Source organism: Pseudomonas sp. UBT (assembly GCF_050915955.1).
Taxonomy (GTDB): Bacteria; Pseudomonadota; Gammaproteobacteria; order Pseudomonadales; family Pseudomonadaceae; genus Aquipseudomonas; species Aquipseudomonas antarctica_A.
In genome coordinates this window covers 690209-714256 of record NZ_CP168079.1, presented here as the reverse complement: position 1 = coordinate 714256, position 24048 = coordinate 690209, and the positions used below count along the sequence as shown (strand labels likewise).

General features: G+C 60.2%; 25 protein-coding genes. 14 read left to right on the top strand and 11 right to left on the bottom strand.

Features of this window, described 5'->3' with window-relative positions:
• The 3 genes from ACDZ94_RS03390 to ACDZ94_RS03380 form a co-directional block, all read right to left on the bottom strand.
• A partial coding sequence (locus tag ACDZ94_RS03390) for a hypothetical protein (protein ID WP_432751073.1) occupies nt 1-192 on the bottom strand: 192 nt, incomplete at its 3' end.
• Nucleotides 193-225: 33 nt separating this feature from the next.
• On the bottom strand, nt 226-516 hold the full coding sequence (locus ACDZ94_RS03385; RefSeq protein WP_301278902.1) for a DUF3077 domain-containing protein: 291 nt from the start codon (nt 514-516) through the stop codon (nt 226-228).
• Between the two features lie 331 nt (nt 517-847).
• On the bottom strand, nt 848-1795 hold the full coding sequence (locus ACDZ94_RS03380) for a LysR family transcriptional regulator (RefSeq protein WP_053257982.1): 948 nt from the start codon (nt 1793-1795) through the stop codon (nt 848-850).
• 129 nt (nt 1796-1924) lie between these two features.
• On the opposite strand from ACDZ94_RS03380, the gene ACDZ94_RS03375 reads away from it, so the two are divergent.
• Both ACDZ94_RS03375 and mmsB read left to right on the top strand, forming a co-directional pair.
• Entirely contained in the window at nt 1925-3442 is a 1518-nt protein-coding gene (locus ACDZ94_RS03375) for a CoA-acylating methylmalonate-semialdehyde dehydrogenase (RefSeq protein WP_221295643.1), read from the top strand.
• 15 nt (nt 3443-3457) lie between these two features.
• Nucleotides 3458-4345 carry a 3-hydroxyisobutyrate dehydrogenase gene (mmsB, locus tag ACDZ94_RS03370; RefSeq protein WP_432751072.1) on the top strand — a complete coding sequence of 296 codons (888 nt, stop codon included), beginning with the start codon at nt 3458-3460 and terminating at the stop codon, nt 4343-4345.
• Nucleotides 4346-4393: 48 nt separating this feature from the next.
• Here mmsB and ACDZ94_RS03365 read toward each other — a convergent pair whose 3' ends face one another.
• Nucleotides 4394-4738, bottom strand: a complete 345-nt coding sequence (locus tag ACDZ94_RS03365) for a cupin domain-containing protein (RefSeq protein WP_003230905.1) — start codon at nt 4736-4738, stop codon at nt 4394-4396.
• A 387-nt stretch (nt 4739-5125) separates the two neighbouring features.
• Here ACDZ94_RS03365 and kynB point away from each other — a divergent pair, with 387 nt between their 5' ends.
• Together kynB and kynA are read left to right on the top strand one after the other, a co-directional pair.
• The gene (gene kynB / locus ACDZ94_RS03360) at nt 5126-5776 is read left to right on the top strand and encodes an arylformamidase (protein ID WP_064454132.1); all 651 of its coding nucleotides are present in this window, start codon (nt 5126-5128) and stop codon (nt 5774-5776) included.
• Nucleotides 5773-6630, top strand: a complete 858-nt coding sequence (gene kynA / locus ACDZ94_RS03355; protein ID WP_064454131.1) for a tryptophan 2,3-dioxygenase — start codon at nt 5773-5775, stop codon at nt 6628-6630. The genes kynB and kynA overlap by 4 nt, the downstream gene beginning before the upstream one ends.
• Nucleotides 6631-6776: 146 nt before the next feature.
• Here the strand turns inward: kynA and ACDZ94_RS03350 are convergent, their stop codons facing one another.
• The 4 genes from ACDZ94_RS03350 to antA form a co-directional block, all read right to left on the bottom strand.
• On the bottom strand, nt 6777-8180 hold the full coding sequence (locus ACDZ94_RS03350; protein ID WP_432751071.1) for an amino acid permease: 1404 nt from the start codon (nt 8178-8180) through the stop codon (nt 6777-6779).
• A gap of 72 nt (nt 8181-8252) precedes the next feature.
• The gene (antC, locus tag ACDZ94_RS03345; RefSeq protein ID WP_407016160.1) at nt 8253-9260 is read right to left on the bottom strand and encodes an anthranilate 1,2-dioxygenase electron transfer component AntC; all 1008 of its coding nucleotides are present in this window, start codon (nt 9258-9260) and stop codon (nt 8253-8255) included.
• A gap of 18 nt (nt 9261-9278) precedes the next feature.
• The gene (antB, locus tag ACDZ94_RS03340) at nt 9279-9770 is read right to left on the bottom strand and encodes an anthranilate 1,2-dioxygenase small subunit (protein ID WP_064454128.1); all 492 of its coding nucleotides are present in this window, start codon (nt 9768-9770) and stop codon (nt 9279-9281) included.
• On the bottom strand, nt 9770-11161 hold the full coding sequence (gene antA / locus ACDZ94_RS03335; protein WP_432751070.1) for an anthranilate 1,2-dioxygenase large subunit: 1392 nt from the start codon (nt 11159-11161) through the stop codon (nt 9770-9772). Before antA ends, antB begins: the two co-directional genes overlap by 1 nt.
• Nucleotides 11162-11474: 313 nt before the next feature.
• Between antA and ACDZ94_RS03330 the strand changes: the two genes are divergently transcribed.
• Entirely contained in the window at nt 11475-12467 is a 993-nt protein-coding gene (locus ACDZ94_RS03330; protein WP_432751069.1) for a helix-turn-helix domain-containing protein, read from the top strand.
• A 133-nt stretch (nt 12468-12600) separates the two neighbouring features.
• Here ACDZ94_RS03330 and ACDZ94_RS03325 read toward each other — a convergent pair whose 3' ends face one another.
• Nucleotides 12601-13476 (bottom strand): LysR family transcriptional regulator, encoded by an 876-nt coding sequence (locus tag ACDZ94_RS03325; RefSeq protein WP_064454125.1) that lies wholly within the window; start codon nt 13474-13476, stop codon nt 12601-12603.
• 114 nt (nt 13477-13590) lie between these two features.
• Between ACDZ94_RS03325 and ACDZ94_RS03320 the strand changes: the two genes are divergently transcribed.
• The 3 genes from ACDZ94_RS03320 to catA are packed head-to-tail and all read left to right on the top strand — an operon-like array spanning nt 13591 to nt 15992.
• Entirely contained in the window at nt 13591-14718 is a 1128-nt protein-coding gene (locus tag ACDZ94_RS03320; RefSeq protein WP_432751068.1) for a muconate cycloisomerase family protein, read from the top strand.
• A gap of 12 nt (nt 14719-14730) precedes the next feature.
• Nucleotides 14731-15021, top strand: coding sequence for a muconolactone Delta-isomerase (catC, locus tag ACDZ94_RS03315; protein ID WP_064454123.1), 291 nt, complete (start codon nt 14731-14733; stop codon nt 15019-15021).
• Nucleotides 15022-15062: 41 nt separating this feature from the next.
• Nucleotides 15063-15992 (top strand): catechol 1,2-dioxygenase, encoded by a 930-nt coding sequence (catA, locus tag ACDZ94_RS03310; protein WP_432751067.1) that lies wholly within the window; start codon nt 15063-15065, stop codon nt 15990-15992.
• A gap of 156 nt (nt 15993-16148) precedes the next feature.
• Here the strand turns inward: catA and ACDZ94_RS03305 are convergent, their stop codons facing one another.
• Complete coding sequence (locus ACDZ94_RS03305; protein WP_003176072.1) at nt 16149-16622, bottom strand: Lrp/AsnC family transcriptional regulator; 474 nt, start codon at nt 16620-16622, stop codon at nt 16149-16151.
• 144 nt (nt 16623-16766) lie between these two features.
• Here ACDZ94_RS03305 and kynU point away from each other — a divergent pair, with 144 nt between their 5' ends.
• Entirely contained in the window at nt 16767-18017 is a 1251-nt protein-coding gene (gene kynU, locus ACDZ94_RS03300; RefSeq protein ID WP_432751066.1) for a kynureninase, read from the top strand.
• A gap of 162 nt (nt 18018-18179) precedes the next feature.
• Nucleotides 18180-19586 carry an amino acid permease gene (locus ACDZ94_RS03295; protein ID WP_432751065.1) on the top strand — a complete coding sequence of 469 codons (1407 nt, stop codon included), beginning with the start codon at nt 18180-18182 and terminating at the stop codon, nt 19584-19586.
• Here ACDZ94_RS03295 and ACDZ94_RS03290 read toward each other — a convergent pair.
• Nucleotides 19532-20428, bottom strand: coding sequence for a LysR substrate-binding domain-containing protein (locus ACDZ94_RS03290; protein WP_064454119.1), 897 nt, complete (start codon nt 20426-20428; stop codon nt 19532-19534). The genes ACDZ94_RS03295 and ACDZ94_RS03290 overlap by 55 nt on opposite strands.
• Nucleotides 20429-20610: 182 nt before the next feature.
• On the opposite strand from ACDZ94_RS03290, the gene ACDZ94_RS03285 reads away from it, so the two are divergent.
• The 4 genes from ACDZ94_RS03285 (at nt 20611) to ACDZ94_RS03270 (ending at nt 24014) form a co-directional block, all read left to right on the top strand.
• Nucleotides 20611-21375: a sulfite exporter TauE/SafE family protein gene (locus ACDZ94_RS03285; protein ID WP_432751064.1), complete on the top strand. Its 765-nt coding sequence runs from the start codon at nt 20611-20613 to the stop codon at nt 21373-21375.
• Between the two features lie 124 nt (nt 21376-21499).
• A complete protein-coding gene (locus ACDZ94_RS03280; RefSeq protein WP_262666266.1) occupies nt 21500-22090 on the top strand; it encodes an NAD(P)H-dependent oxidoreductase in 591 nt (196 codons plus the stop codon).
• A gap of 30 nt (nt 22091-22120) precedes the next feature.
• A complete protein-coding gene (locus ACDZ94_RS03275) occupies nt 22121-23017 on the top strand; it encodes a LysR family transcriptional regulator (RefSeq protein WP_128590090.1) in 897 nt (298 codons plus the stop codon).
• A 103-nt stretch (nt 23018-23120) separates the two neighbouring features.
• On the top strand, nt 23121-24014 hold the full coding sequence (locus ACDZ94_RS03270) for an NAD-dependent epimerase/dehydratase family protein (protein WP_064454115.1): 894 nt from the start codon (nt 23121-23123) through the stop codon (nt 24012-24014).
• The last annotated feature ends 34 nt before the right edge of the window (nt 24015-24048 follow it).

Here is a 24048-nt window from a genome sequence, read left to right as displayed (position 1 = left end):
GTGTATCAGCAGCAGATAAGCTGACTGACCCACCGCCATCGCAGGCAAGCCAGCTCCCACACTTATTTGTGCATGACCAAAGTTCTGCACCCACCACAGCTCAAAAATGTGGGAGCGGGCTTGCCCGCGATGGCGGTCGTTCAGCCACATATTTATTGGCTGACCCACCGCATTCGCGAGCAAGCCCCACATTTATTTTTGCAGCGTGCTCGCTACAGTGTTCGCTTAACTGCCCGGCGTCATCGCCTGCGTCAAGTCATCCACCACGGCCTTGCCCATCTCACACAGGTAATGCGCAGCCCACGCGTATTGCTCGCCGCGCACATCCATGGCGGCTTCCATGGCGAGTTTCTTGGCGTAAAAAAGCAGGGTGGAGGCGTGTTCCAGGGCTTGCTCAATCGGCATGCCGGAATTGACCCGGAACAGGGGTTTTTGGTTTTCGCCGTAATCGCCGAAGGTGACGACGCCGAGGGTGGTGATGGAGGAAAGCGGTGGATCGGGGACGATTTTGCTCATGACGATTGCTCTCTGCTGAAGTAGAGCCGCCACATCACATCGCTAAACATGAAGAGGGTGGCAGCTGTGTGCAGGTTAGCGATCCGGGCCAGAGCGCATCCCGGGTAGACTCGAAAGTCTCCCGCACACAGCCGCCATAAAACGCTAAAAGCTGACGAGAGCCAGCTAATACTGTTGGGGGCAGTGACACGCCTGAAACCCGGATCGCTAAACCCGATCGCTGATGTGCAGCGACCCAGGGAGGCTAGTGACCCAAACGGTAAGGCGCAATAGGGTGGAGAGTCTCTAGGAAACGTCCTGCAATTTAAAGCGAATCGTCGTTGATGGCCCTTTAATCCGCAAACTTGATCTCCCGCGTCTCCCCCATCAACAACCCCTGATTCTGCTCCGTCACTTCCCTGATGTAATCCCACAACAACGTAATCCGCTTCAGCTTCCTTAAGTCCTCCCGGCAATACATCCAAAACTGCCGCGTAATCGCAATCTCCTCCCCCAGCACCGGCAACAACCGCGGGTCCTGTGCCGCCAAAAAGCACGGTAATATCGCCATCGACCGGCCTTGCTGCGCCGCCACGTACTGTGCAATCACGCTGGTACTGCGCAGGCTGGCGCTGGCGCCGGGCACCACGTTCGCCAGGTACAGCAGCTCCGAACTGAACGCCAAATCATCCACATAACTGATAAATGGATGCTCGGCCAAGTCTGCCGGGCGGTGGATGGGCGGGTGTTGGTCGAGGTAGTCCTGGGTCGCGTAGAGCTGCAGTTTGTAATCGCACAGTTTGCAGCACACATACGGCCCGTGTTCCGGGCGTTCCAGGGCGATGACGATGTCGGCTTCGCGCTTGGACAGGCTGATGAAGTGGGGCAGGGGCAGGATGTCGACGGAGATCGCGGGGTACGTGTCGACGAAGTGGCTGAGCTGCGGGGTAACGAAAAAGCTGCCGAAACCCTCGGTGCAGCCCATGCGCACATGGCCGGACAGTGCCACGCCGGAGCCGGACACCTGCTCGCAAGCCATGTGCAAGGTGCTTTCGATGGACTCCGCGTAACCCAGCAAACGCTGGCCCTCGGCGGTAAGGACAAAGCCATTGGTCCGGGATTTTTCGAACAGCAAGGTGCCGAGCGACACTTCCAAAGAACTGATGCGCCGCGACACGGTGGTGTAGTCCACCGCCAGGCGCTTGGCGGCCACGCTGGCCTTGCGGGTGCGGGCCACTTCGAGGAAAAACTTCAGGTCATCCCAGTTCAGGGAGCCCAATGACGTGATGTTTTTTTGCATATTGGACCGGCTTTTATGTGCGTTCTTATTAGAGATTTGCACATCTATACTCCAAAAACAGTCCGAACGCCTCATTTCCAAGGCGATTCACGCGCCTTGTCTCTGCATAACTACAAGATTGGAGACCACATGAACGCTTCTGCCGATATTTCCGTGCAACAGGTCAAGTTGCTGATCAATGGTGAATGGGTCGAGTCCAAGACCACCCATTGGCAAGACATCGTTAACCCGGCCACCCAGCAAGTGCTGGCCAAAGTCCCTTTCGCGACCGCCGATGAAGTCAACGCCGCCATCGACGCCGCCCACAGCGCCTTCCAGACCTGGAAGCTGACGCCTATTGGCGCGCGCATGCGCATCATGCTCAAGCTGCAAGCCCTGATCCGTGAACATTCCAAACGCATTGCCGTTGTCCTCAGCGCCGAGCAGGGTAAGACCATTGCCGATGCCGAAGGCGATATTTTCCGTGGCCTGGAAGTGGTTGAGCACGCGTGCTCCATCGGCACGTTGCAGATGGGCGAATTCGCTGAAAACGTCGCCGGTGGCGTCGACACCTACACCCTGCGCCAGCCGATCGGCGTGTGCGCCGGCATTACCCCGTTCAACTTCCCGGCGATGATTCCGCTGTGGATGTTCCCGATGGCGATTGCCTGCGGTAACACCTTCGTGCTCAAACCATCCGAGCAAGACCCGCTATCGACTATGTTGCTGGTGGAGCTGGCGCTGGAAGCCGGCGTACCGGCTGGCGTGCTCAATGTGGTGCACGGCGGCAAGGACGTGGTGGATGCGCTGTGCACCCATAAAGACATCAAGGCCGTGTCCTTCGTCGGCTCGACTGCCGTTGGCACGCACGTCTACGACTTGGCCGGTAAACACGGCAAGCGCGTGCAATCGATGATGGGCGCCAAGAACCACGCCGTGGTGCTGCCGGACGCCAACCGCGAACACACCTTGAATGCGCTGGTCGGCGCCGGTTTCGGCGCGGCGGGCCAGCGTTGCATGGCTACGTCCGTAGTGGTGCTGGTCGGCGCGGCCAAGCAATGGCTGCCTGATCTGAAAGCGCTGGCGCAAAAGCTCAAAGTGAATGCCGGCAGCGAAGCGGGCACCGATGTCGGCCCGGTGATTTCCAAGCGCGCCAAGGCACGCATCCTGGAGCTGATCGAAAGCGGCGTGAAAGAAGGCGCCAAGCTGGAGCTGGACGGCCGCGACATCAAGGTACCGGGCTTCGAGCAAGGCAACTTCGTCGGCCCGACCCTGTTTTCGGGCGTGACCACCGATATGCAGATCTACACCCAGGAAATCTTCGGCCCGGTGCTGGTAGTGCTCGAAGTTGCGACCCTCGATGAAGCCATCGCGCTGGTCAACGCCAACCCATTCGGCAACGGCACCGGCCTGTTCACCCAAAGCGGTGCAGCGGCGCGTAAGTTCCAGAGTGAAATCGATGTAGGCCAGGTCGGCATCAACATCCCGATCCCCGTGCCGGTGCCATTCTTCAGCTTTACCGGTTCGCGTGGCTCCAAGCTCGGCGACCTCGGCCCGTACGGCAAGCAAGTGGTGCAGTTCTACACCCAGACCAAAACCGTTACGAGCCGCTGGTTCGACGACGACACGGTCAACGATGGCGTCAACACCACCATCAACCTGCGCTGATTCCGGGAGACGACCATGAAGATTGCATTTATCGGCTTGGGCAACATGGGCGCGCCCATGGCCCGCAACCTGATCAAGGCCGGCCACGCGCTGAACCTGTTCGACCTGAACCAGACGGTTCTCAAAGAGCTGGCCGAACTCGGCGGCACTGTCTGCGATTCCCCGCGTGATGCGGCTAACGGCGCTGAGTTGGTGATTACCATGCTGCCCGCCGCGGCCCACGTGCGCAGTGTGTGGCTGAATGAAGACGGCGTGCTCGCCGGGATCGGCAAGGGCGTACCGGCAGTGGATTGCAGCACCATCGACCCGCAAACCATCCGTGATGTAGCGGCGGCGGCGGCGAAGCAAGGTGTAGCCGTTGCCGACGCCCCCGTCTCCGGCGGCACCGGCGGCGCCAGCGCGGGCACCCTGACTTTCATGGTCGGCGCCACGCCAGAACTGTTCGCCACCCTGCAACCGGTGTTGGCGCAGATGGGCCGCAACATCGTGCATTGCGGCGACGTCGGCACCGGCCAGATCGCCAAGATCTGCAACAACCTGCTGCTGGGCATCAGCATGGTCGGCGTCAGTGAAGCCATGGCGTTGGGCGATGCGCTGGGTATCGACACCCAGGTGCTGGCCGGGATCATCAACAGCTCGACCGGGCGTTGCTGGAGTTCCGACACTTACAACCCATGGCCGGGCGTGATCGAAACCGCGCCATCCTCGCGTGGTTACACTGGTGGTTTTGGCGCCGACCTGATGCTCAAGGACCTGGGCCTGGCCACCGAAGCCGCGCGCCAGGCGAAGCAACCGGTGATTCTGGGCGCTGTGGCCCAGCAGTTGTATCAATCGATGAGCCAGCGCGGGGAAGGGGGCAAGGACTTCTCGGCGATCATCAACAGCTATCGCAAGCCCGAATAGGGCGTTTTCCGGGAGCCTGCCGCTGGCGGGCTCCCGGGTTTTTGCGGGTCACGCAAACACAAAATACTTACGCACCGTCTCGACCACTTCCCACGTGCCCTTCATCCCTGGTTCCACCACAAAGATATCCCCAGCCCGCAAGTGAATCGGCTCCATCCCTTCGGGCGTGATCACGCAGTAGCCTTCCTGGAAATGGCAGTATTCCCACTTCACGTATTCCACGTACCACTTGCCCGGTGTGCAGATCCAGGTGCCCATGATCTTGCTGCCGTCTTCGCTGGTGTAGGCGTTGAGGTTGACAGTGTGCGGGTCGCCTTCGAGTTTTTCCCATTTGCAGGCATCCAGGACCGGCAGAGGGTGGGTGTCGCGCAGTACGGTGATGGGCTTGGACATGATGACTCCGAGGCAGTGAATGCAAAGGTGAACCCTAAGGCCTTGGGCGTTGCGTCAGTGGTCTGAACTCGACATCGGGATGCCCAGAAGCGCAGGTGGATGCGATTCCTCTGACACCCATGCAGTCCATGTGGGAGCGGGCTTGCTCGCGAATGCGTTGGGTCAGCCTAAGTATTCAGTGACTGACACTCTGCATTCGCGAGCAAGCCCGCTCCCACATTGGATCTTCAGTGTTTGAGCTGCTTTCGTCAGACGAAACTTTCGGGCGTCAATCCGCCATTTCCTCGCAGTAAGTACGAAAGAATTCCCGCCTGGCGCTGGAATTAGCAAGAAAATGCACGTCTGGCCCTCGTATCATTCACCTCAGTGACAACCGAGAGCCTTGAAATGAACCCAATAAAAACGTGGTGGGATATCAGCCCGCCCTTGAGCGCGGCGACCCCGACCTGGCCGGGTGATACGCCGTTCCAGGAAGAGCGCGTGTGGCAGTTCGGCCCGGAGTGCCCGGTGAATGTGGGCCGCGTGACCTTCTCGCCGCACACCGGCGCCCATGTGGATGCACCGCTGCACTACAGCGCGGACGGTGCGCCGATTGGCGAAGTGTCGCTTGATGTGTACATGGGCCCGTGCCGGGTGTTGCATTGCCTGGGCAGTGGCGCGCTGGTGCAGCCGCATCAGTTGGAAGGCCGTGTGGATAACTTGCCCGAGCGGGTGCTGCTGCGCACTTATCCACAAGCGCCGCTCACCGAGTGGGATTCAAACTTTACCGCCATCGCGCCGCAAACCATCGAGCTGCTCGCCAGCCTGGGCGTGCGCCTGATCGGTATCGACACGCCGTCCCTGGACCCGCAACAGTCCAAGACCATGGATTCCCACAACGCGGTGGCCCGCCATGGCATGGCGATTCTTGAAGGCATCGTGCTCGATGACGTACCGGAGGGCGATTATGAGTTGATCGCGCTGCCGCTGCGCTTTGCCAACCTGGACGCGAGCCCGGTCCGCGCCATTCTCCGCCCGCTCAAGGAGCTTACGCGATGAGCCAATGTCCCTTCTCTGCTGACTACCAACCGCCGGAAGAATGGCATAACGCCGAGCTGAATTTTTCCGAGTCCATGAGCTACGGCGACTACCTGGACCTGGGCAAAGTCCTCAGCGCCCAGCACCCGCTGTCGCCGGACCATAACGAAATGCTCTTCATCATCCAGCACCAGACCTCGGAGCTGTGGATGAAACTGATGCTGCACGAGCTCAAGGCCGCCCGCGAACACGTGCGGATGGGCGAGTTGCCGCCGGCGTTCAAGATGCTGGCGCGGGTGTCACGGATCTTTGATCAACTGGTGCACGCCTGGGCGGTGCTGGCGACGATGACGCCGTCGGAGTACAAGGCGATTCGCCCGTTCCTGGGGCAGTCGTCGGGGTTCCAGTCGTTCCAGTACCGTGAGATCGAATTTATCCTCGGTAATAAAAGCGCGGCGCTGTTGCGTCCTCACGCGCATCGGCCGGAGTTGTTGAACGAATTGAAAGTGGCGATCGCCACACCGTCGCTGTACGACGAGGCGATCAATCTGATGGCCAAGGCAGGCTTGGCGATTGATCCCAAGCGCGCCGAACGCGACCCGACGGCAGCGACGGTTCACGATGAATCGGTGGAGGCGGCGTGGCGTGAGGTGTATCGCGACCCGAGCCGGTATTGGGATTTGTATCAGTTGGCCGAGAAGTTTATCGACCTGGAGGATTCGTTCCGCCAGTGGCGTTTTCGACATGTCACCACGGTGGAGCGGATTATCGGCTTCCAGCCGGGCACCGGCGGTACCGAGGGCGTGGGTTACCTGCGCAAGATGCTCGATACGGTGCTATTCCCCGAACTGTGGCGAGTCCGTTCCACGCTCTAAACAAAAAGCCCCGGATAACCGGGGCTTTCTACATTTGGAATGCCATCAACAAGGTGGGAGGAGGCTTGCTCCCGATGGCAGTGTGTCAGCCAATACATCCGGTCTCTGACATACCGCTATCGGGAGCAAGCCCCCTCCCACAGGGATCACTGTGCATTCACTACAGCGCTACCCTTTTTGATCCGCATCCGGTAGGCAATGTAGATAATCCCTACCCACACCGGCATCGCATACACCGACTCGCGAATGCCCGGGATGGCCAGCATCACGCCGATGATCATCACCATGAACGCCAGGCACAGGTAGTTGCTGAACGGGAACCAGAAGGTCTTGAACGACGGCACCACGCCTTGCTCGCCCATGGCCTTGCGGAACTTGATATGGGTGAGGCTGATCAGCGCCCAGTTGATCATCAGCGAGGCAACCACCAGCGCGAACAGCAATTCCAGCGCACTGTGCGGTGCGACGTAGTTGACCACCACGCACAGCATGGTTACCAACGCCGAGATCGCCAGGGCCCGAATCGGCACGCCTTGCTTGTTCAGCTTCATCAGCGATTTCGGTGCATCGCCTTGCTCGGCCAAGCCGAACAGCATGCGGCTGTTGCAGTACACGCCGCTGTTGTACACCGACAGCGCCGCGGTCAGCACCACGAAGTTGAGGATGTGCGCGGCGGTGTCGTTACCGATCAACGAGAAGATCTGCACAAACGGGCTGCCGCTGTAGGCGTCGCCTGACGCGCCGAGGGTTTGCAGCAGTTGGTCCCACGGGTACAACGACAGCAGCACGGTCAGCGCGCCGACGTAGAAAATCAGGATCCGGTACACCACCTGGTTGATCGCTTTGGGGATCACTTTACGCGGTTCGCTGGCTTCGGCGGCGGTGATGCCCACCAGTTCCAGGCCGCCGAACGAGAACATGATGAAGGCCATGGACATCAACAGCCCCATGCCGCCATTCGGGAAGAACCCGCCATGGCTCCACAGGTTGCTTACCGTGGCTTGCGGGCCGCCGGTGCCGCTGAACAGCAGGTAGCAGCCGAGCACGATCATGCCGACAATCGCCACCACCTTGATGATTGCGAACCAGAATTCGGCTTCACCGAAGAATTTCACGTTCAGGGTGTTGATCAGGTTCACCGCGACAAAGAACACCAGCGCGCTGACCCAGGTCGGAATCTCCGGCCACCAGAACTGGATGTACTTACCCACCGCCGTCAGTTCGGCCATGCCCACCAGCACGTAAAGTACCCAGTAGTTCCAGCCCGCCAGAAAGCCTGCGTAACCGCCCCAGTATTTGTGCGCGAAGTGGCTGAAGGAGCCGGCCACCGGCTCTTCGACGATCATCTCGCCGAGCTGGCGCATGATCAGGAACGCGATGAAACCGGCGATCGCGTAACCCAGGATCATCGACGGCCCCGCCGACTTGAGCACCCCGGCCGAGCCGAGGAACAAGCCCGTGCCAATCGCCCCTCCCAAGGCGATCAGCTGAATATGCCGGTTCTTCAGGCCACGCTTGAGGCCTACCGGGTTAACCATGTCATCCGCCATTAACATTCCCTTCTACTTGTTTTTCTCAGGGTTGATTGCACGCCGCACCCGCCCCCCAGAACTGCTGAGGGGTCAGATATTACTCTGCGTAAACTTTTCGTAATACAGCTGAACGCCATCAAGTGCCTGATCCGCCAGCCATTGCTGGATGGATTCGACCATTGGCGGGGGGCCGCACACGTACATATCGGCCGATCTGTCCCGCAATTCGGCCAGGTCGAAATGTTCGGTGAGGTAGCCGCGCTTGCCGGGCCACTCCGGCGACGGGTCACTGAGCACTTCGGTGTAGCGAAAATTCGGGATTTTCGCGGCGTAGCCGTGGATGCGCACCGCTTCGCATAAATCCTCGGCCCCGCGCACGCCGTAATACAGGTGTACGGGCTGCGTGCAGCCATTAGCCGCCAGTTCATCGAGCATGCCCAGCAGGGCCGACAACCCGGTGCCACCCGCCACCAGCACCAGCGGCTGGGTGACATGCCGTAGGTAGAAAGCCCCCAATGGCGCTTCCATCCGCACTTCATCACCGACCTGGCAACGCTCGCGCAGGTAGTTGCTCATCACGCCGTCCGGCAGCAGGCGCACCAGGAACTGCAATTGATTGCCCGGCCGATTGGCGAAGGAATAGGAGCGCCAGCTGTCCGTGCCAGGGACCGACAGTCGGGCGTATTGGCCCGGCAGGAAGTCCAGTGGGGCCTCCAACTGAACGTGCAAAATTGCCGTGCTGGCCGAAACCTGCTGCACCTCGCTCACCGTGCCACGCACCTGCACCGGGCCCGGTGCGTTGCACAGGCTTGAATCAAAATCGAAGTAGAACGTCGCGTCGGATTTGACCCGTGTCTGGCAACTGAGCATTTTGCGCTGTTGCAGGTCGAGGCTGGAGAGGGCCTCTTCGTCGACATAATCCTGGCTGTAATCGCCAGACTCGCAACGACCCTGGCATGTGCCGCACACGCCTTCGCGGCAATCCAGGGGGATTTTTATGCCGTTGCGCAGCGCGGCGTCCAACAGGATTTCATGGGCGCCCACCGGGAAAAACAGAGTCTTGCCGTCGGCAAAACTGAAGGCCACTTTGTGATTCATCTGCAGTGCTCCGGTGCTTTAGAGGTGATAGAAATCCAGCACCGAGTTGATGGTGTCGTTGAGCAGCAAGGCGTGTTTGCGCGTGATCAGCCAGCTGTCGCCATGAGGTTTCAGGTGATACGTGGCAGGCCCATAAAACTGCTCCGACGTGGCCAGCCGATAAAACAGCGTGTGCCAGTTCAACCGCACCTCCAGCGTGCCATCCGCCTGCTCGGCCACGCGCACGTTATTGATCAGGTGCAAGGTGCGTGGCATGGGCGTGGCCGACGCCGCCTTGCCGGTGCGCAGGCGGAACACGCGGTCTTCAAGGCCTGAACGGTTGGCGTAATAGATCAGTGACATCTCGCGCTTGGGGTCGCGGGTGTAGACGTGCTCGGAGTCCCATTGCGGCAGGTGGAATTCACTCTGCGGGTCGAACAACTGCACATAGGCGTCCCAGTCCTGGGCGTCACACAGTTCGGACTTACGGTAGAAAAACTGCTCGATCTGGTACTGCAATTGCGCATTCATCACTGCACCTCCCGCAGTTTCAGTGCTTGCAGGTCCAGGCCCTTGAGCAGGAACTGCTGCCAGTTGCGGTGCTGGTTGACGTACAAGCCTTCATGGGTAAATTCGGTGCCGGTCATGGCCGGTTGAATGCCGATGGCTTCGCTGTTCGGCGTGGGCCCGGTTGCCCAGCGATGGCTGCCGCGCGAGATATCGCTCCAGCGTTCCAGGCGGCCCTGGAAACCGCGCTGGGCTTCGCGGAACTCCACCAGGTCATCCGGCGTGCCCATGCCGGACACGTTGAAGAAATCTTCGAACTGGCGAATGCGGTTTTCGCGGTCGGCGTCGGACTCGTTCTTCACGCCCAGGCATTGGCTGATGATCTCGGTCTTGTTCCACGCCACCGGGCGGATGATGCGCAGCTGCGAGCTGATCTGGTCGAGGAAGAACAGGCTCGGGTAAATATTCAGGTTGCGCAGGCGGTGCATCATCCACTCGGCCTTTTGCTGGCCGTGTTCTTCCACCAGGCGCGGCATGATCGTGGCGTAGCCGGAGCGCACCGTCGGGTTGGGCATGTCGCTGAACAGCAGGCTGTGGCCATTATTGAAAGCGAACCAGCCGTCATCGGTATTCGCGTCGCCGGCGCCGAGCTTGCTGTAGTCCAGCGTGGTGCCCGAGCCCGTGCCGTTTTCAGTATTGACCTGCTGGCGATGCTGCACGGTGGCGACGTAGTTGTAGTGCACGGTGCTGACGTGATAACCGTCCAGGCCGTTTTCGTTCTGCAACTTCCAGTTGCCGTCGTAGGTGTAGGCGGATTTACCTGGCAGCACTTCCAGTTCACCGGTGGCGGACTGCGCGACCATCATGTCGAAGAACACCTTGGCGTCGCCGAGGAAGTCTTCCAGGCTGTCTGTGCCATTCACGTCCAGGCTGATAAACACAAAGCCCTTGTAGCTGTCGATACGCGCCTTTTTCAGGCCGCGGGTGGCTTTATCGAAGCCCTCTGGGTATTCCCCCGGCGCCTTGACCTTCACCAGCCGGCCGTCGCTTTTGTAGCACCAGGCGTGGAAAGGGCAGGTGAAGGTGGATTGGTTGCCCTTGCCGACGCGCGTAAGGGTCGTGCCGCGATGCTGGCAGGCGTTGATCAGTGCGTTGAGTTTGCCCTCGCCGTCGCGGGTGATGATCATCGGCTGGCGCCCGGCGCGCATCGTCACGAAATCGTGGTTATTGGCCAGTTCGCTTTCGTGGCAGGCGTAGATCCAGTTCTTTTCGAAGATCAGTTCCATCTCCAGGTCGAACAGTTCGGGCTCGGTGAACATGCCCCGGGCGATGCGGAACACTTCATCCGCCGGGCGAAAGTCCAGGCAGCTTTCGATAAACGCTTTCCACTGCTCGACGCTTCTTGCACCACTCATGGGAGGCACCTTGTTTGATAGGGGCTAATCGGTGGTTTATTAGAGGCAGCATGGCCGGGTGCGGGCTATCCGCTTAATGGGGGAAGGTGGGCCGGAAAGTTGGGCAGCAAATACTCACAACGGTGCAGGGCGGTCGCGCAATGCGCTACTGTCATACAAGGCAAGAGGTGCAAAAGCCTGCCCGTTATCCACATAGTCGACGGTTGCTATCCACTGGGTTGTAATACGGCTGGCGTGGCTTGGAACTTGCTGTCGATCCATACCGACGCGCCGCCAGAGCGCGCAACAGCCTAACCGCCGTGGGTGCACCCTGATGAGTAGCCATACACGCGATATCCATATTCAACGCTTCGACCTGGAGGGCGCCTGCAGCTGGATGTCCGGCATCTGCGGGCCGCATCGCCTGGCGACGGCGACGCCCGAGCGCCTGCGTTTTCACCACAGTGCCAATGTGTTCAAGTCCCGCGCCACCACCTTGGGCGTGATCGAATACGGCACTGATGTGACCATCGACATCGAAGACGCCGAGCATTTCAGCAGTTACAGCCTGAGCCTGCCGCTGGTGGGCGAGCAGGAGTTGAGCAAGAACGGTGTGAACCTGAGCTCCAATTGCGATCAAGGGGTGATCATTTCGCCCAACGAGCATCAGGTGCTGGCTATTTCCGGTGATTGCCGCAAGTTGCAGGTGGTCATTACGCGGGCGGCGATGAGCGAATCCCTTGAGGGCTTGCTGCAACGGCCGATTGAAGCGCCGCTGCGGTTTGAGTCGGTGATGGATGCGGTGGACGGCGCTTCGGCGTCGTGGTGGCGCATGGCGCGGTATTTCATTGCCGAGCTTGAACGCAGCAGCGAGTTGTATGAGCAGGCGGCGTTTACCCGGGATCTTGAAAGCTCGCTGATCAAGGGCTTGATCCTCGCCCAGCCGAACAACTACTCCGAAGAACTGCGCGACGTACTCGGCGTGAAGCTGCCGCATTACTTGATTCGCGCGCGGCAGTACATCCACGACAATGCCCGTGAGGCCGTGCACCTGGAAGACCTGGAAACCGCTGCCGGTGTGTCGCGGTTCAAGCTGTTCGATGCATTTCGCAAATACTTTGCGCTGTCGCCCATGGCTTACTTGAAGAAACACCGGTTGGGCGCCGTGCGCCAGGAAATCCTCGAACACGGCTCTACACGTACCATTTCCGAAATCGCTCTGGGGTGGGGGTTTACCCATTTGGGGCGGTTTTCAGCGGAATACCGCAAGCTATTCGACGAATCCCCCAGCCAAACCCTGCAACGCAAGCGCCTGCGCAGCCTTTGAAGACAATGAGGATCAAACTGTGGGAGCTGGCTTGCCTGCGATGGCGGTGGGCCAATCAGCAAAGATGCCAACTGATCCACCGCTATCGCAGGCAAGCCAGCTCCCACATTGGATATCCAGTGTTTGGGAGATATCAGATCAGCTCTTCCACCAATTGCAGACAATGACTCAGCCCGGGCGACTGATCATTCACCCGGCGGCTCAGAATAATCGGCGAGGTCGCGGTGGTTTCCACAATCGGCGTGTAGCCGATATCCGCGCGGTGCAGCACTTGCACCGAGGCCGGTACCAGGGTCACGCCCATGCCCGCGCCGACCAAGCCGATGGCAGTCTGCAATTCGTTGGTCCACTGCGCCACCTTGAGGCTCAAACCGTGGGCGTCGAACAGGGCGATCACATGGTCGGCATAGCTGGGGCGCGGGTTGCCGGGGTAGAGCACAAAGGGTTCGGCGGCCAACTGGGCGAGGCTGGCGGGGGCGTCGAGCAGCGGGTGGCCGGCGGGCAGCACGGCCACCAGTCGGTCCTCCACCAGCACGCGCTGGACGATGGCCGGGTCGTCGATGCGAATACGCCCGAAGCCCACGTCGATACGCCCAGCCTTCAGCGCTTCGACCTGCTGCAAGGTGGTCATCTCCGAGAGCCCCAATTCCAGCTCCAGCGCTTCATGGTTGCGCAGCCGCCGAATCAACTCCGGCAGTACGCCGTACAAGGTCGATGGCGCGAAGCCGATGCCCAGCCAGGTCTTCTCGCCCTGGCCGATGCGCCGCGTGTTGTCGCAGACCTTGCCCAGTTGCTCCAGCAGCACATTGGCGTGCTCATAGAAAAACCGTCCGGCCTCGGTCAGCCGCAGCGGTCGGCCGCGTTCCAGCAAAATCACCCCCAATTCTTCCTCCAGTTGCTGGATCTGCCGGCTCAACGGCGGCTGGGCGATGTGCAGGCGTTCGGCGGCGCGGGTGAAGTTGAGGGTTTCACCCAGCACCTGGAAATAGCGCAGATGACGCAGCTCCATGACGGCTCCTTTCATACCTTGAGGGTATTGTGCGAGACCCATTCTATATTGGATGCCAGGAAAAATACGGCACAGAATCGGCGCAAACCTATAAAGAACCCAACGGGTATAGCCATGCCGATTTGCGCCATCGAGTCGATCGAGACCATCATCGTCGACCTCCCCACCATCCGTCCGCATAAGCTGGCGATGCACACGATGCAAAACCAGACCCTGGTGATTATCCGCGTGCGTTGCGCCGACGGCATCGAAGGTATCGGTGAGTCCACCACCATCGGCGGCCTGAGCTACGGCAATGAAAGCCCCGATAGCATCAAGATCAACATCGACCGGCACTTCGCGCCGCTGTTGATTGGCCAGGACGCGAGCAATATCAACGCGGCCATGTTGCGTCTGGAGCGCAGCATTCGCGGCAATACGTTTGCCAAGTCCGGCGTCGAAAGCGCCTTGCTCGACGCCCTCGGCAAACGCCTTAACCTGCCGGTCAGCGAACTGCTCGGCGGCCGCGTGCGCGACGCTTTGCCGGTGGCCTGGACGCTGGCCAGCGGCAACACCGAACAGGACATTGCCGAGGCCGAAAAGATGCTCGACCTGCGCCGCCACCGCATCTTCAAATTGAAGATTGGCGCCGGTGAAGTCGGTCGCGACCTGGCCCATGTGATTGCGATAAAAAAGGCCTTGGGCGAGCGCGCCAGCGTGCGCGTTGACGTCAACCAGGCGTGGGACGAAGCCGTGGCCCTGCGTGCGTGCAAAGTGCTCGGTGAGAACGGCATCGACTTGATTGAACAACCGATCTCACGCAATAACCGCAGCGGCATGGCGCGGCTCAACCTGTCGAGCCCGGCGCCGATCATGGCGGACGAATCCATCGAGTGTGCGGAAGACGCCTTCAACCTCGCCCGCGAAGGCGCGGCCTCGGTGTTCGCCCTCAAGATTGCCAAAAATGGCGGCCCGCGCGCCGTATTGCGCACCGCCGCGATTGCCGAAGCCGCGGGCATTGGCCTCTATGGCGGCACCATGCTTGAAGGCGGCATCGGCACCCTGGCCTCGGCCCATGCCTTCCTCACCTTGAACAAACTGGCGTGGGACACCGAACTGTTCGGCCCACTGCTGCTGACCGAAGACATCCTCACCGAACCGCTGGTGTACCGCGATTTTGAGCTGCATGTCTCGCGCTTACCGGGCCTGGGCCTGACTATTGATGAAGAGCGTTTGGCGTTCTTCCGTCGTGACAAACATTAAGAGGCGCCTGCCATGTTGTTCCACGTAAAAATGACCGTGAACCTGCCCATCGACATGAACCCCGAACGCGCGGCGGCCCTGAAAGCCGAAGAGAAAGCGCTGGCGCAGCGCCTGCAACAGGAAGGCAAATGGCGCCACCTGTGGCGCATCGCCGGGCACTACGCCAACTACAGCGTGTTCGATGTCGACAGCGTGCAGGCACTGCACGACCTGCTGATGCAACTGCCGCTTTTCCCCTATATGGCCATCGAAATAAACGCCCTGTGCCGGCACCCTTCGTCGATCCGTGAGGACGACCGCTGAGCCTGTTTTGCACCCAATAATTACAAGATGAGGATTGCACCATGTCCATCCGACTTTCCCAGACTGCCCACGCCCAACAGTTTCTCGAAGAAGCCAGCGGCAACCTCAACGACGGCGGCAACCCGCGCACCAAGGCGTTGATTTACCGGATCCTGCGGGACGCGGTGAACATCATCGAAGACCTGGAGGTGACCCCGGAAGAGTTCTGGAAGGCGGTCAATTACCTCAACGAATTGGGCAAGAACCAGGAAGCCGGTTTGCTCGCTGCCGGGTTGGGCCTGGAACATTACCTGGACCTGCTGATGGATGCCGCCGACGAAGAGGCCGGCAAATCCGGTGGCACACCGCGCACCATTGAAGGCCCGTTGTATGTGGCCGGGGCACCGCTGTCGCAGTACGAGGCGCGGCTGGATGATGGCAAGGACGACGCGGTGCCGCTGTTTATGCGCGGGCAAGTACGCGACACCGACGGCAAGCCGTTGGCGGGGGCGATTGTCGATGTGTGGCAGGCCAATACCGGCGGCACGTATTCGTGGTTTGACCCGACGCAATCGGCGTTCAACCTGCGCCGGCGTATCGAGACCGATGCCCAGGGCAACTACCGTTTTCGCAGTATCGTGCCGTCAGGGTATGGCTGCCCGCCGACCGGGCCGACCCAGCAGTTGCTCGATCAACTGGGGCGTCATGGGCAGCGGCCGGCGCACATTCACTTCTTCATTTCGGCGCCGGGATATCGGCACTTGACCACGCAGATCAACCTGTCGGATGACCCGTACCTGCATGATGATTTTGCCTATGCGACGCGCGATGAGTTGATTGCCGAGATTCGCTTCAGTGACGATCAGCAACTGGCGCGGGAGTTTGGCGTGGAAGGGCGGTTTGCGCAGATTGATTTTGATTTTGAGCTGCAATCGTCGGGTGCGCCGCAGGAGCAGAAACGCATGCAGCGCGTGCGCGCCCTGGAAGACTGATTTTAACGCGGTTAAAAAATGTGGGAGCGGGCTTATGTGGGAGCTGGCTTGCCTGCGATAGCATTAACTCGGTGTACCTGATGCACCGAGGTGTCTGCATCGCAGCGGTCCGGCGGTCCGGCAAGCCAGTTCCTACAACGTTCTGTGGTGTTCTGGTTATTTGCGTACGACCAAGTCCAGCACCTCATCCCGATCCTTGATCTTCTGCAACACAATCTCCGAGCGAATATCCATCACCCCGGCCGTGCGGTTCAGGTGGTTCACGATAAAGTCCGAAAAGTGCTTGAGGTTGCGTGCCTGCACCCGCAACACATAGTTGCTGGCCCCGGTAATCACATACGCACTGGCCACCTCCGGCCAGCCTTGCACCTTCTTGATAAACGTCTCATGCCAATCCTCCACGTCCTGGCGTAATGACAGGTGGACGATGGCCTCCAGCTCGATTCCCAGCTGTTCGGCATTCAACACCGCGCGGTAGCCGCTGATGATTCCCTCGCTCTCCAGCAGGCGCAAACGACGCAGGCAGGCGGAGGGCGACAGGGCGACTTTTTCCGCCAGTTCCTGGTTGCTGATACGGCCATCCTGTTGCAAAAAATGCAGGAGGCGCAGGTCGGTGGCGTCAAGAATCATGCTTAGAATAAATCCGCGTGTTTTGGAGTTAAATTCGAATTTCCTACAGCTTAATTAGCCTGTTGCCCGTCACTTTGCACGAAAATTCTCTAAAGTTTCGTTCATTATTTTGTCCATCGTCACTTATAAGAATCAGGACAGACCATGACCACTCGAAGCCACTGCCAAGCCCTCGACGCCCAGGACCCGTTGGCGCCACTGCGTCGCCAGTTCGCCTTGCCCGAGGGCGTCATCTACCTCGACGGCAACTCCCTCGGTGCGCGTCCGGTGGCGGCGTTGGCGCGGGCGCAGTCGGTGATTGCAGAGGAATGGGGCAATGGCCTGATTCGCAGTTGGAACAGCGCCGGCTGGGCGGCGTTGTCCCAGCGCCTGGGTGACCGCCTGGCGCCTCTGATCGGTGCCCGCGACGGCGAAGTGGTGATTACGGATACCACCTCCATCAACCTGTTCAAGGTGCTCAGCGCCGCATTGAGCGTGCAGCGCCAACGTGCGCCTGCGCGCAAGGTGATTGTCAGCGAGGCGAGCAATTTCCCCACCGACCTGTACATCGCCGAAGGCCTGGCCGAGCTGTTGCAACAGGGTTATTCCCTGCGATTGGTCAACAGCCCGGACGAGCTGCCGCAGGCTATCGACCAGGACGTCGCGGTGGTGATGCTCACCCACGTCAACTACAAGACCGGCTACATGTACGACATGCAGGCGCTCACTGCGTTGAGCCACGAGTGCGGCGCGCTGAGCATCTGGGACCTGGCCCATTCGGCCGGGGCGGTGCCCGTCGACCTGCATAAGGCCGGTACCGATTACGCGATTGGCTGCACCTACAAATACCTCAATGGCGGGCCGGGCTCCCAGGCATTTGTGTGGGTCAACCCGGCGTTGGTGGACGTGGTGCGCCAGCCGTTGTCGGGCTGGTTTGGGCATACCCGGCAGTTCGCCATGGAAGCTCAATATGCCCCGAGCAGCGGCATCGCGCGTTACCTGTGCGGCACGCAGCCGATCACCTCGCTGGCCATGGTCGAATGCGGCCTGGAGATTTTTGCCCAGACCGACATGGCCAGCCTGCGCACCAAATCCCTGGCACTGACTGACCTGTTTATTGCATGGGTGGAAGCCCGTTGCGCCGCCCACGGCCTGGTGCTGATCACCCCGCGTGAGCACGCCAAACGCGGTAGCCATGTGAGCTTCGAACACCCTGAAGGTTACGCAGTCATTCAAGCCCTGATCGCCCGTGGCGTGATCGGCGATTACCGCGAGCCGCGCATCATGCGCTTTGGTTTCACCCCGCTGTACACAAGCTTTACCGATGTGTGGGATGCGGTGGAAATCCTCGGCGACATCCTCGACAACCACACCTGGGACCAGCCTCAATTCAAAGTGCGCAACAGCGTCACCTAAGAACACTGCAAGACCAATGTGGGAGCGGGCTTGCTCGCGAAAGCGGTGTATCAGAAACATATTCTGTAACTGACCCACCGCCTTCGCGAGCAAGCCCGCTCCCACAGTGGATCTGTGTCTATATCCAAACCGTGCAATCACAATAATAAAGGGGCACACCACGTGACCACGCCAGACAACGGCTTTGCAGAGATCACCCATCGCGAACTGGGCCTGAGGCGCCAGCTCACTTCCGGCCAGATGAGCATGATCGCCATCGGTGGCGCTATCGGCACCGGGCTGTTCATGGGCAGCGCCTATGCCATCGGCTATGCCGGGCCCAGCGTGCTGGTGAGCTACGCCATCGGCGCGTTGATCACTTTGCTGCTGATGGGCTGCCTGGCGGAGATGACCGTGGCGCATTCCACCTCAGGCTCCTTTGGCGCCTATGCCGAGTTCTATATCAGCCCGCTGGCCGGTTTCCTGGTGCGTTATGCCTACTGGGCGGCGATTGTGCTGGCGGTGGGCGCCGAGGTCACGGCGGTGGCGATGTACATGAAGTACTGGTTCGCCAACGTGCCGGAGTGGGTCTGGATCGTGTCGTTTTCCAGCGTGCTGGTCCTGCTCAATGCGATCAGCGTGAAGACCTTCGGTAATTTTGAATACTGGTTCTCGACCATCAAGATCAGTGCCATTGTCGGCTTTATCATCCTGGCGGTTTACGTGGTGTTCGGCTCCGGCAACCCGCAATACGGGGTGCAGAACTACACGGCCCACGGCGGCTTTTTCCCGCATGGCTTGAGCGGCATGTGGATCGCCGTGATCGTGTCGATCTTCAGCTACCTGAGCGTGGAGATGATCGCCGTGGCCGCCGGTGAAGCCGCCGACCCGGAGCAGGCGGTGAAGAAAGCCTTTCGCGCGACCATCGTGCGCCTCGTGGTGTTCTACCTGCTGACCCTGGCGCTGATGTTGGCCATCGTGCCGTGGAACCAGTCCGGGCAGACCCAGAGCCCGTTCGTTACGGTGATGCAGACCATCGGTATTCCCGGTGCCACCGGGGTGATGAATTTCGTGATTCTGATTGCGGCGCTGTCGGCGATGAATAGTCAGCTCTATATCACAACGCGGATGATGTTCAGCCTGTCCCGCGCCGGGTTTGCGCCTGCGTCCATGGGCGCCTTGAGCAAGAGCGGGATTCCGCTGAATGCGTTGCTGCTCTCCAGTTCAGGCATTGCCCTGGCGACCTTACTTAACGTGGTGTACCCGGAAAGTTCGTTCACCTTGATGATGGCGATCTCGATGTTTGGCGCGATCTTCACCTGGTTCATGATCTTCCTCACACACCTGTTTTTCCGTCGCTATCGCAAGCGTCACGGCGGGGCAAAGCTGTCGTTTCAACTGCGTCTGTTTCCCTACAGCACATCGCTGGGCCTGGTGCTGATGGGCGCGGTGATGATCACCACGTATTTAACCGAGGCGTTCAAAATGACCCTGGTGTTCGGCGTGCCGTTCCTGCTGATTCTGTCGGCGGTGTATTACGGGTTTTTCCGCAAGGGCAGGGCCAAGGCGTCGAACAAGGCCTTGGCATAACCGGGCAATTGTTCGAACGAACGCGCGCATAACAGCAGCTTGCGCCGGGCCCACTCTTCTTGCAGAGGCTGGACCTTGATCGGGCGCTCCCGTGGCCAACGCTCCAATGCCGCTTGGGGCACAATCCCCAGGCCCGCGCCCCGGGCGACCATGCGAATGACCCCATCAAAGCCATCGGCGCGAATGCGTGTTTGCAGGCGAAAGCCGCTGTGCAGCGCCTGTTCTTCCAGGTACACCGCCAGCGCACTGTTGGCGGCCAGGCCTACATAGTCGTGTTGCAGGCTGTCGATAAAACTCACCGAGCCCGTCGCCAGCGGATGCTCCAGGGGCATGATCAGCACCAGCGGGTCGTCGCGAAAGGGTGCGGTCTGCAAGCCGTGGGTGTCCACGGCGTCGGAAATAATCCCCAAGTCCGCCGTGCCTTGGCGCAAGGCATGGGTGATGCGCAGGCTCGGCAGTTCCTGCAGGTCGATCTCAAGGTTGGGGTGCTCGCACAAAAAATCCGCGAGCAGTTCCGGCAGGTATTCGCTGAGGGCTGTTGTGTTGCACAGCAGGCGCACCTGGCCTTTGACGCCATTGGCGTATTCCGCCAGTTCCTGTTGCAGGTGCTCGGCTTGTTGCAGCAGCAAGCGCGCGTGCCGGGCCAGCGCGTTGCCGGCGGCGGTGGGTGTAACGCCACGGCGGCCGCGTTCGAGCAACTCAATGCCCAATGACGCCTCCATCGCGCGAATGCGTGCGCTGGCGGCGGCCAGGGATAAATGGCTGCGGCTGGCGCCTGCGGTGATGTTGCCGGTGTCGAGGGTGTGCAGGTAGAGGCGCAGGTCGATCAGGTCAAAGTGCATGGCTGGAAATTTCCTGTGACTGGGCTGGCCCCATCGCGGGCAAGCCCACATTTTGATGTGTGAATACAGTAAATGTGGGAGCTGGCTTGCCGGCGATGGCTATCTAAGCCTCACGCAAAACAAGAGGCTGCCTCAGTATATGGCGAATTTCAGAGCCCATTGAAAAGCCCCACAATCGGCCCATGTCTACTGTCCTCGCGTTCTACCAAAACCTCGGCCCGGCCTTGACACTGCTGGTGATTGGCACCTTCCTGCTGGCCGGCACGGTCAAAGGCATCATCGGCCTGGGCCTGCCCACGGTCGCCATGGGCATGCTCGGCCTGGCTATGCTCCCGGCGCAGGCTGCCGCGTTGCTGATCATTCCTTCAACGGTGACAAACCTCTGGCAACTGGCATTCGGTGGACACCTGAGCGCATTGCTCAAACGCCTGTGGCCGATGCTGTTGCTGATTTTCCTTGGCACCGGGCTCGGCACCTTGTGGCTGGGCATGGACGGCGGGCATTGGGTGGTGCGCGCGTTGGGCGGCGCCTTGCTGGTGTACGCACTGAGCGGGCTGTTGTTGCCCACGCTCAAGGTGAAGCTTGAAGCCGAGCGCTGGCTGGGCCCGGTGTGCGGGCTGATCACCGGCATCATCACTTCGGCCACGGGTGTGTTCGTGATTCCAGCCGTGCCGTACCTGCAAGCCTTGGGCTTGAACCGCGATCAGTTGGTACAGGCCCTGGGGCTGTCGTTCACCGTTTCTACACTGGCGCTGGCCGCAGGGTTAGCCTGGCGCGGCACCTTGGGCGGCGGCGAAATAAACGCCTCGCTACTGGCGCTGGTGCCCGCACTATTGGGTATGTGGCTGGGCCAGGCGCTACGCCGGCGCATCAGCGCGGTGCTGTTCAAACGCGTATTTTTTATCGGCATGGCCCTATTGGGCGGTCATCTATTGATAAGCGGGTAAGTCAAAAGTACTGGTGCAATTCGTGCGTTTTGGTCAAATGTATTTTGCGGCGCCGCTGCTTATTCCGAGGGTTCAATGTCGATAGCCTGCCGGCAGACATTTTTAACCCTCTGGATTCCCTCCCATGAAAAAAGTCCTCCTGCTGAACGGCGGCAAGAAATTCGCCCACTCCGAAGGCCGTTATAACGCCACTTTGCATGAAGCCGCCGTCGCCGTTCTCGACCGTGGTGGCCTCGACGTCAAAGTCACGCATATCGACGAAGGCTACGACGTGGCCGAAGAGGTCGCCAAATTCCTTTGGGCCGACGTGATCATCTACCAGATGCCCGGCTGGTGGATGGGCGCGCCGTGGATCGTCAAGAAGTACCTCGACGAAGTCTTCACCGAAGGCCACGGCAGCTTGTACGCCAGCGACGGCCGGACCCGTTCCGATGCCTCGCAGAAATACGGCAGCGGCGGCCTGATCCAGGGCAAACAGTACATGCTGTCGCTGACCTGGAACGCGCCGCAGCAAGCCTTCGACGACCCGACTGACTTCTTCGAAGCCAAGGGCGTAGACGCCGTCTACTTCCCGTTCCACAAGGCCAATGAGTTTCTCGGCATGACTGGCCTGCCGACCTTCCTTTGTGTGGACGTGATGAAACGCCCGGCCATTGAGGTCGACGTGGCGCGCTACGAGCAGCACCTGGCGCAGGTGTTCGACCTGTCGGTGTAAGCTGCGGTTAACCGATAAAGAGGACCGCCTGTGAAAGCCCGATCCGATGAGCTACAGATCTTCGTCAGCGTGATTGAGTGCGGCTCGATTTCCGCTGCGGCGGAGCAGGTCGGGCAGACGCCGTCGGCGGTCAGCCGCACCTTGTCGCGCCTGGAAGCCAAGCTCGACACCACGCTGATCAACCGCACCACGCGGCGCATGGACCTGACCGAGGAGGGCAAGTACTTCTTCGAGCAGGCCAAGGTGATTCTGGCGCAGATGGATGACCTGGAAGAACGCCTGTCGTCACGCCAGAAAAAACCGGCGGGGCGCTTGCGCATCAATGCCGCCGTGCCGTTCATGCTGCATGGAATCGTGCCATATATCGCTGAGTTTCGCCGTTTGTACCCGGATATCCAGCTGGAGCTGAACAGCGATGACCTGATCATCGACCTGCTGGAGCAGAGCACCGACATTGCCATTCGCATCGGTGTCCTCGCCGATTCGACCTTGCATGCCCGTTCCCTTGGCTGCACACCGCTGCATATCCTGGCCAGCCCCGAATACCTCAAGCAATACGGTACGCCCAGCACGGTCGCCGAGTTGGCGGATCACACGTTGATGGGGTTCACGCAGACAGAAACGCTCAACCATTGGCCATTGCGGCACGTGGAGGGCGATCGGTGGCTGATCCAGCCCGGCATTGCTGCGTCCAGCGGCGAGACCCTGCGCCAGTTGGCGTTGGAAGGGCAGGGCATTTGCTGCCTGTCGAACTTCATGACGGTTGAAGATATCAACGCCGGGCGCCTGGTGCCGGTGCTGGAGGCGTTCAACAGTGGCTATCGCCAGCCGATTCACGCGGTGTTCTACCGCAACTCGCAGTTGGCGTTGCGCATTCAGTGCTTCCTGGACTTCATTCAGGCCAAGCTGGCGCGGTATGCCTACTGATTCGTGACCTGCGCGCAAGATTGAATTGGGCAACAGGGTCTTATTCGACACGGATGGACCCTTGATACTGGGATCATCACTTACCCAGTCAGGAGCACTCTCCATGAACGTATTCATTACCGGCGCCGCAGGTTTTATCGGTGGCTCCATCGCCACCGGCCTGGTCAACGCCGGGCACCACGTCACCGGCCTGGTGCGCAGCGCCGAACAAGCCGCTGAAATGACCGGCCTGGGTATTACCCCAGTGATCGGCACCCTTGACGACGCCGCGGTGTTGACCGAGCAAGCGCAGAAAGCCGATGCGGTGATCAACGCCGCGAGCAGCGATCATCGTGCTGCCGTGGAAACCTTACTGGCCGCCTTGAAAGGCTCGAACAAGCCGTTCCTGCACACCAGCGGTTCGAGCATTGTCGGTGATGCGTCGGGCGGCAAAGCCAGCGATGTCATCTACGTTGAAGACAACCTGCCGGAGCCGACCGTCGACAAGGCCGCGCGCGTGGCCATCGACAACCTGATCCTGGCGGCCGCCAAGGACGGCGTGAATTCGGCGGTGATTTGCAACACCCTGATCTATGGCCACAGCCTGGGTGTTAAGCGTGACAGCGTGCAATTGCCGCGACTGCTCAAGCAGGCGCGCAAGAGCGGCGTGGTGCGCCATGTGGGTACCGGGCAGAACATCTGGTCCAACGTGCACATTGAAGACGTGGTTGCGCTCTATCTTCTGGCGCTGACGAAAAACATTCCGGGCACGTTCTACTTTGTGGAAAGCGGCGAGGCGTCGTTTATAGACATGACCACCGCCATTGCTCAAGCGCTGCACCTGGGCGCGCCGCAGGATTGGCCGTTGGCTGACGCGGAAGCCGAATGGGGCTATGAAATGGCTAACTACGGCCTGGGTTCCAACAGCCGGGTACGGGGCAAGCATGCCCGTGAGCTGCTGGGCTGGGCGCCGAAGCGTACGTCCGTGGTGGAGTGGATTCGCAACGAAATGGTGTGATGTTCGCTTAACAGCGGAGTGCGGCCATCGCGGG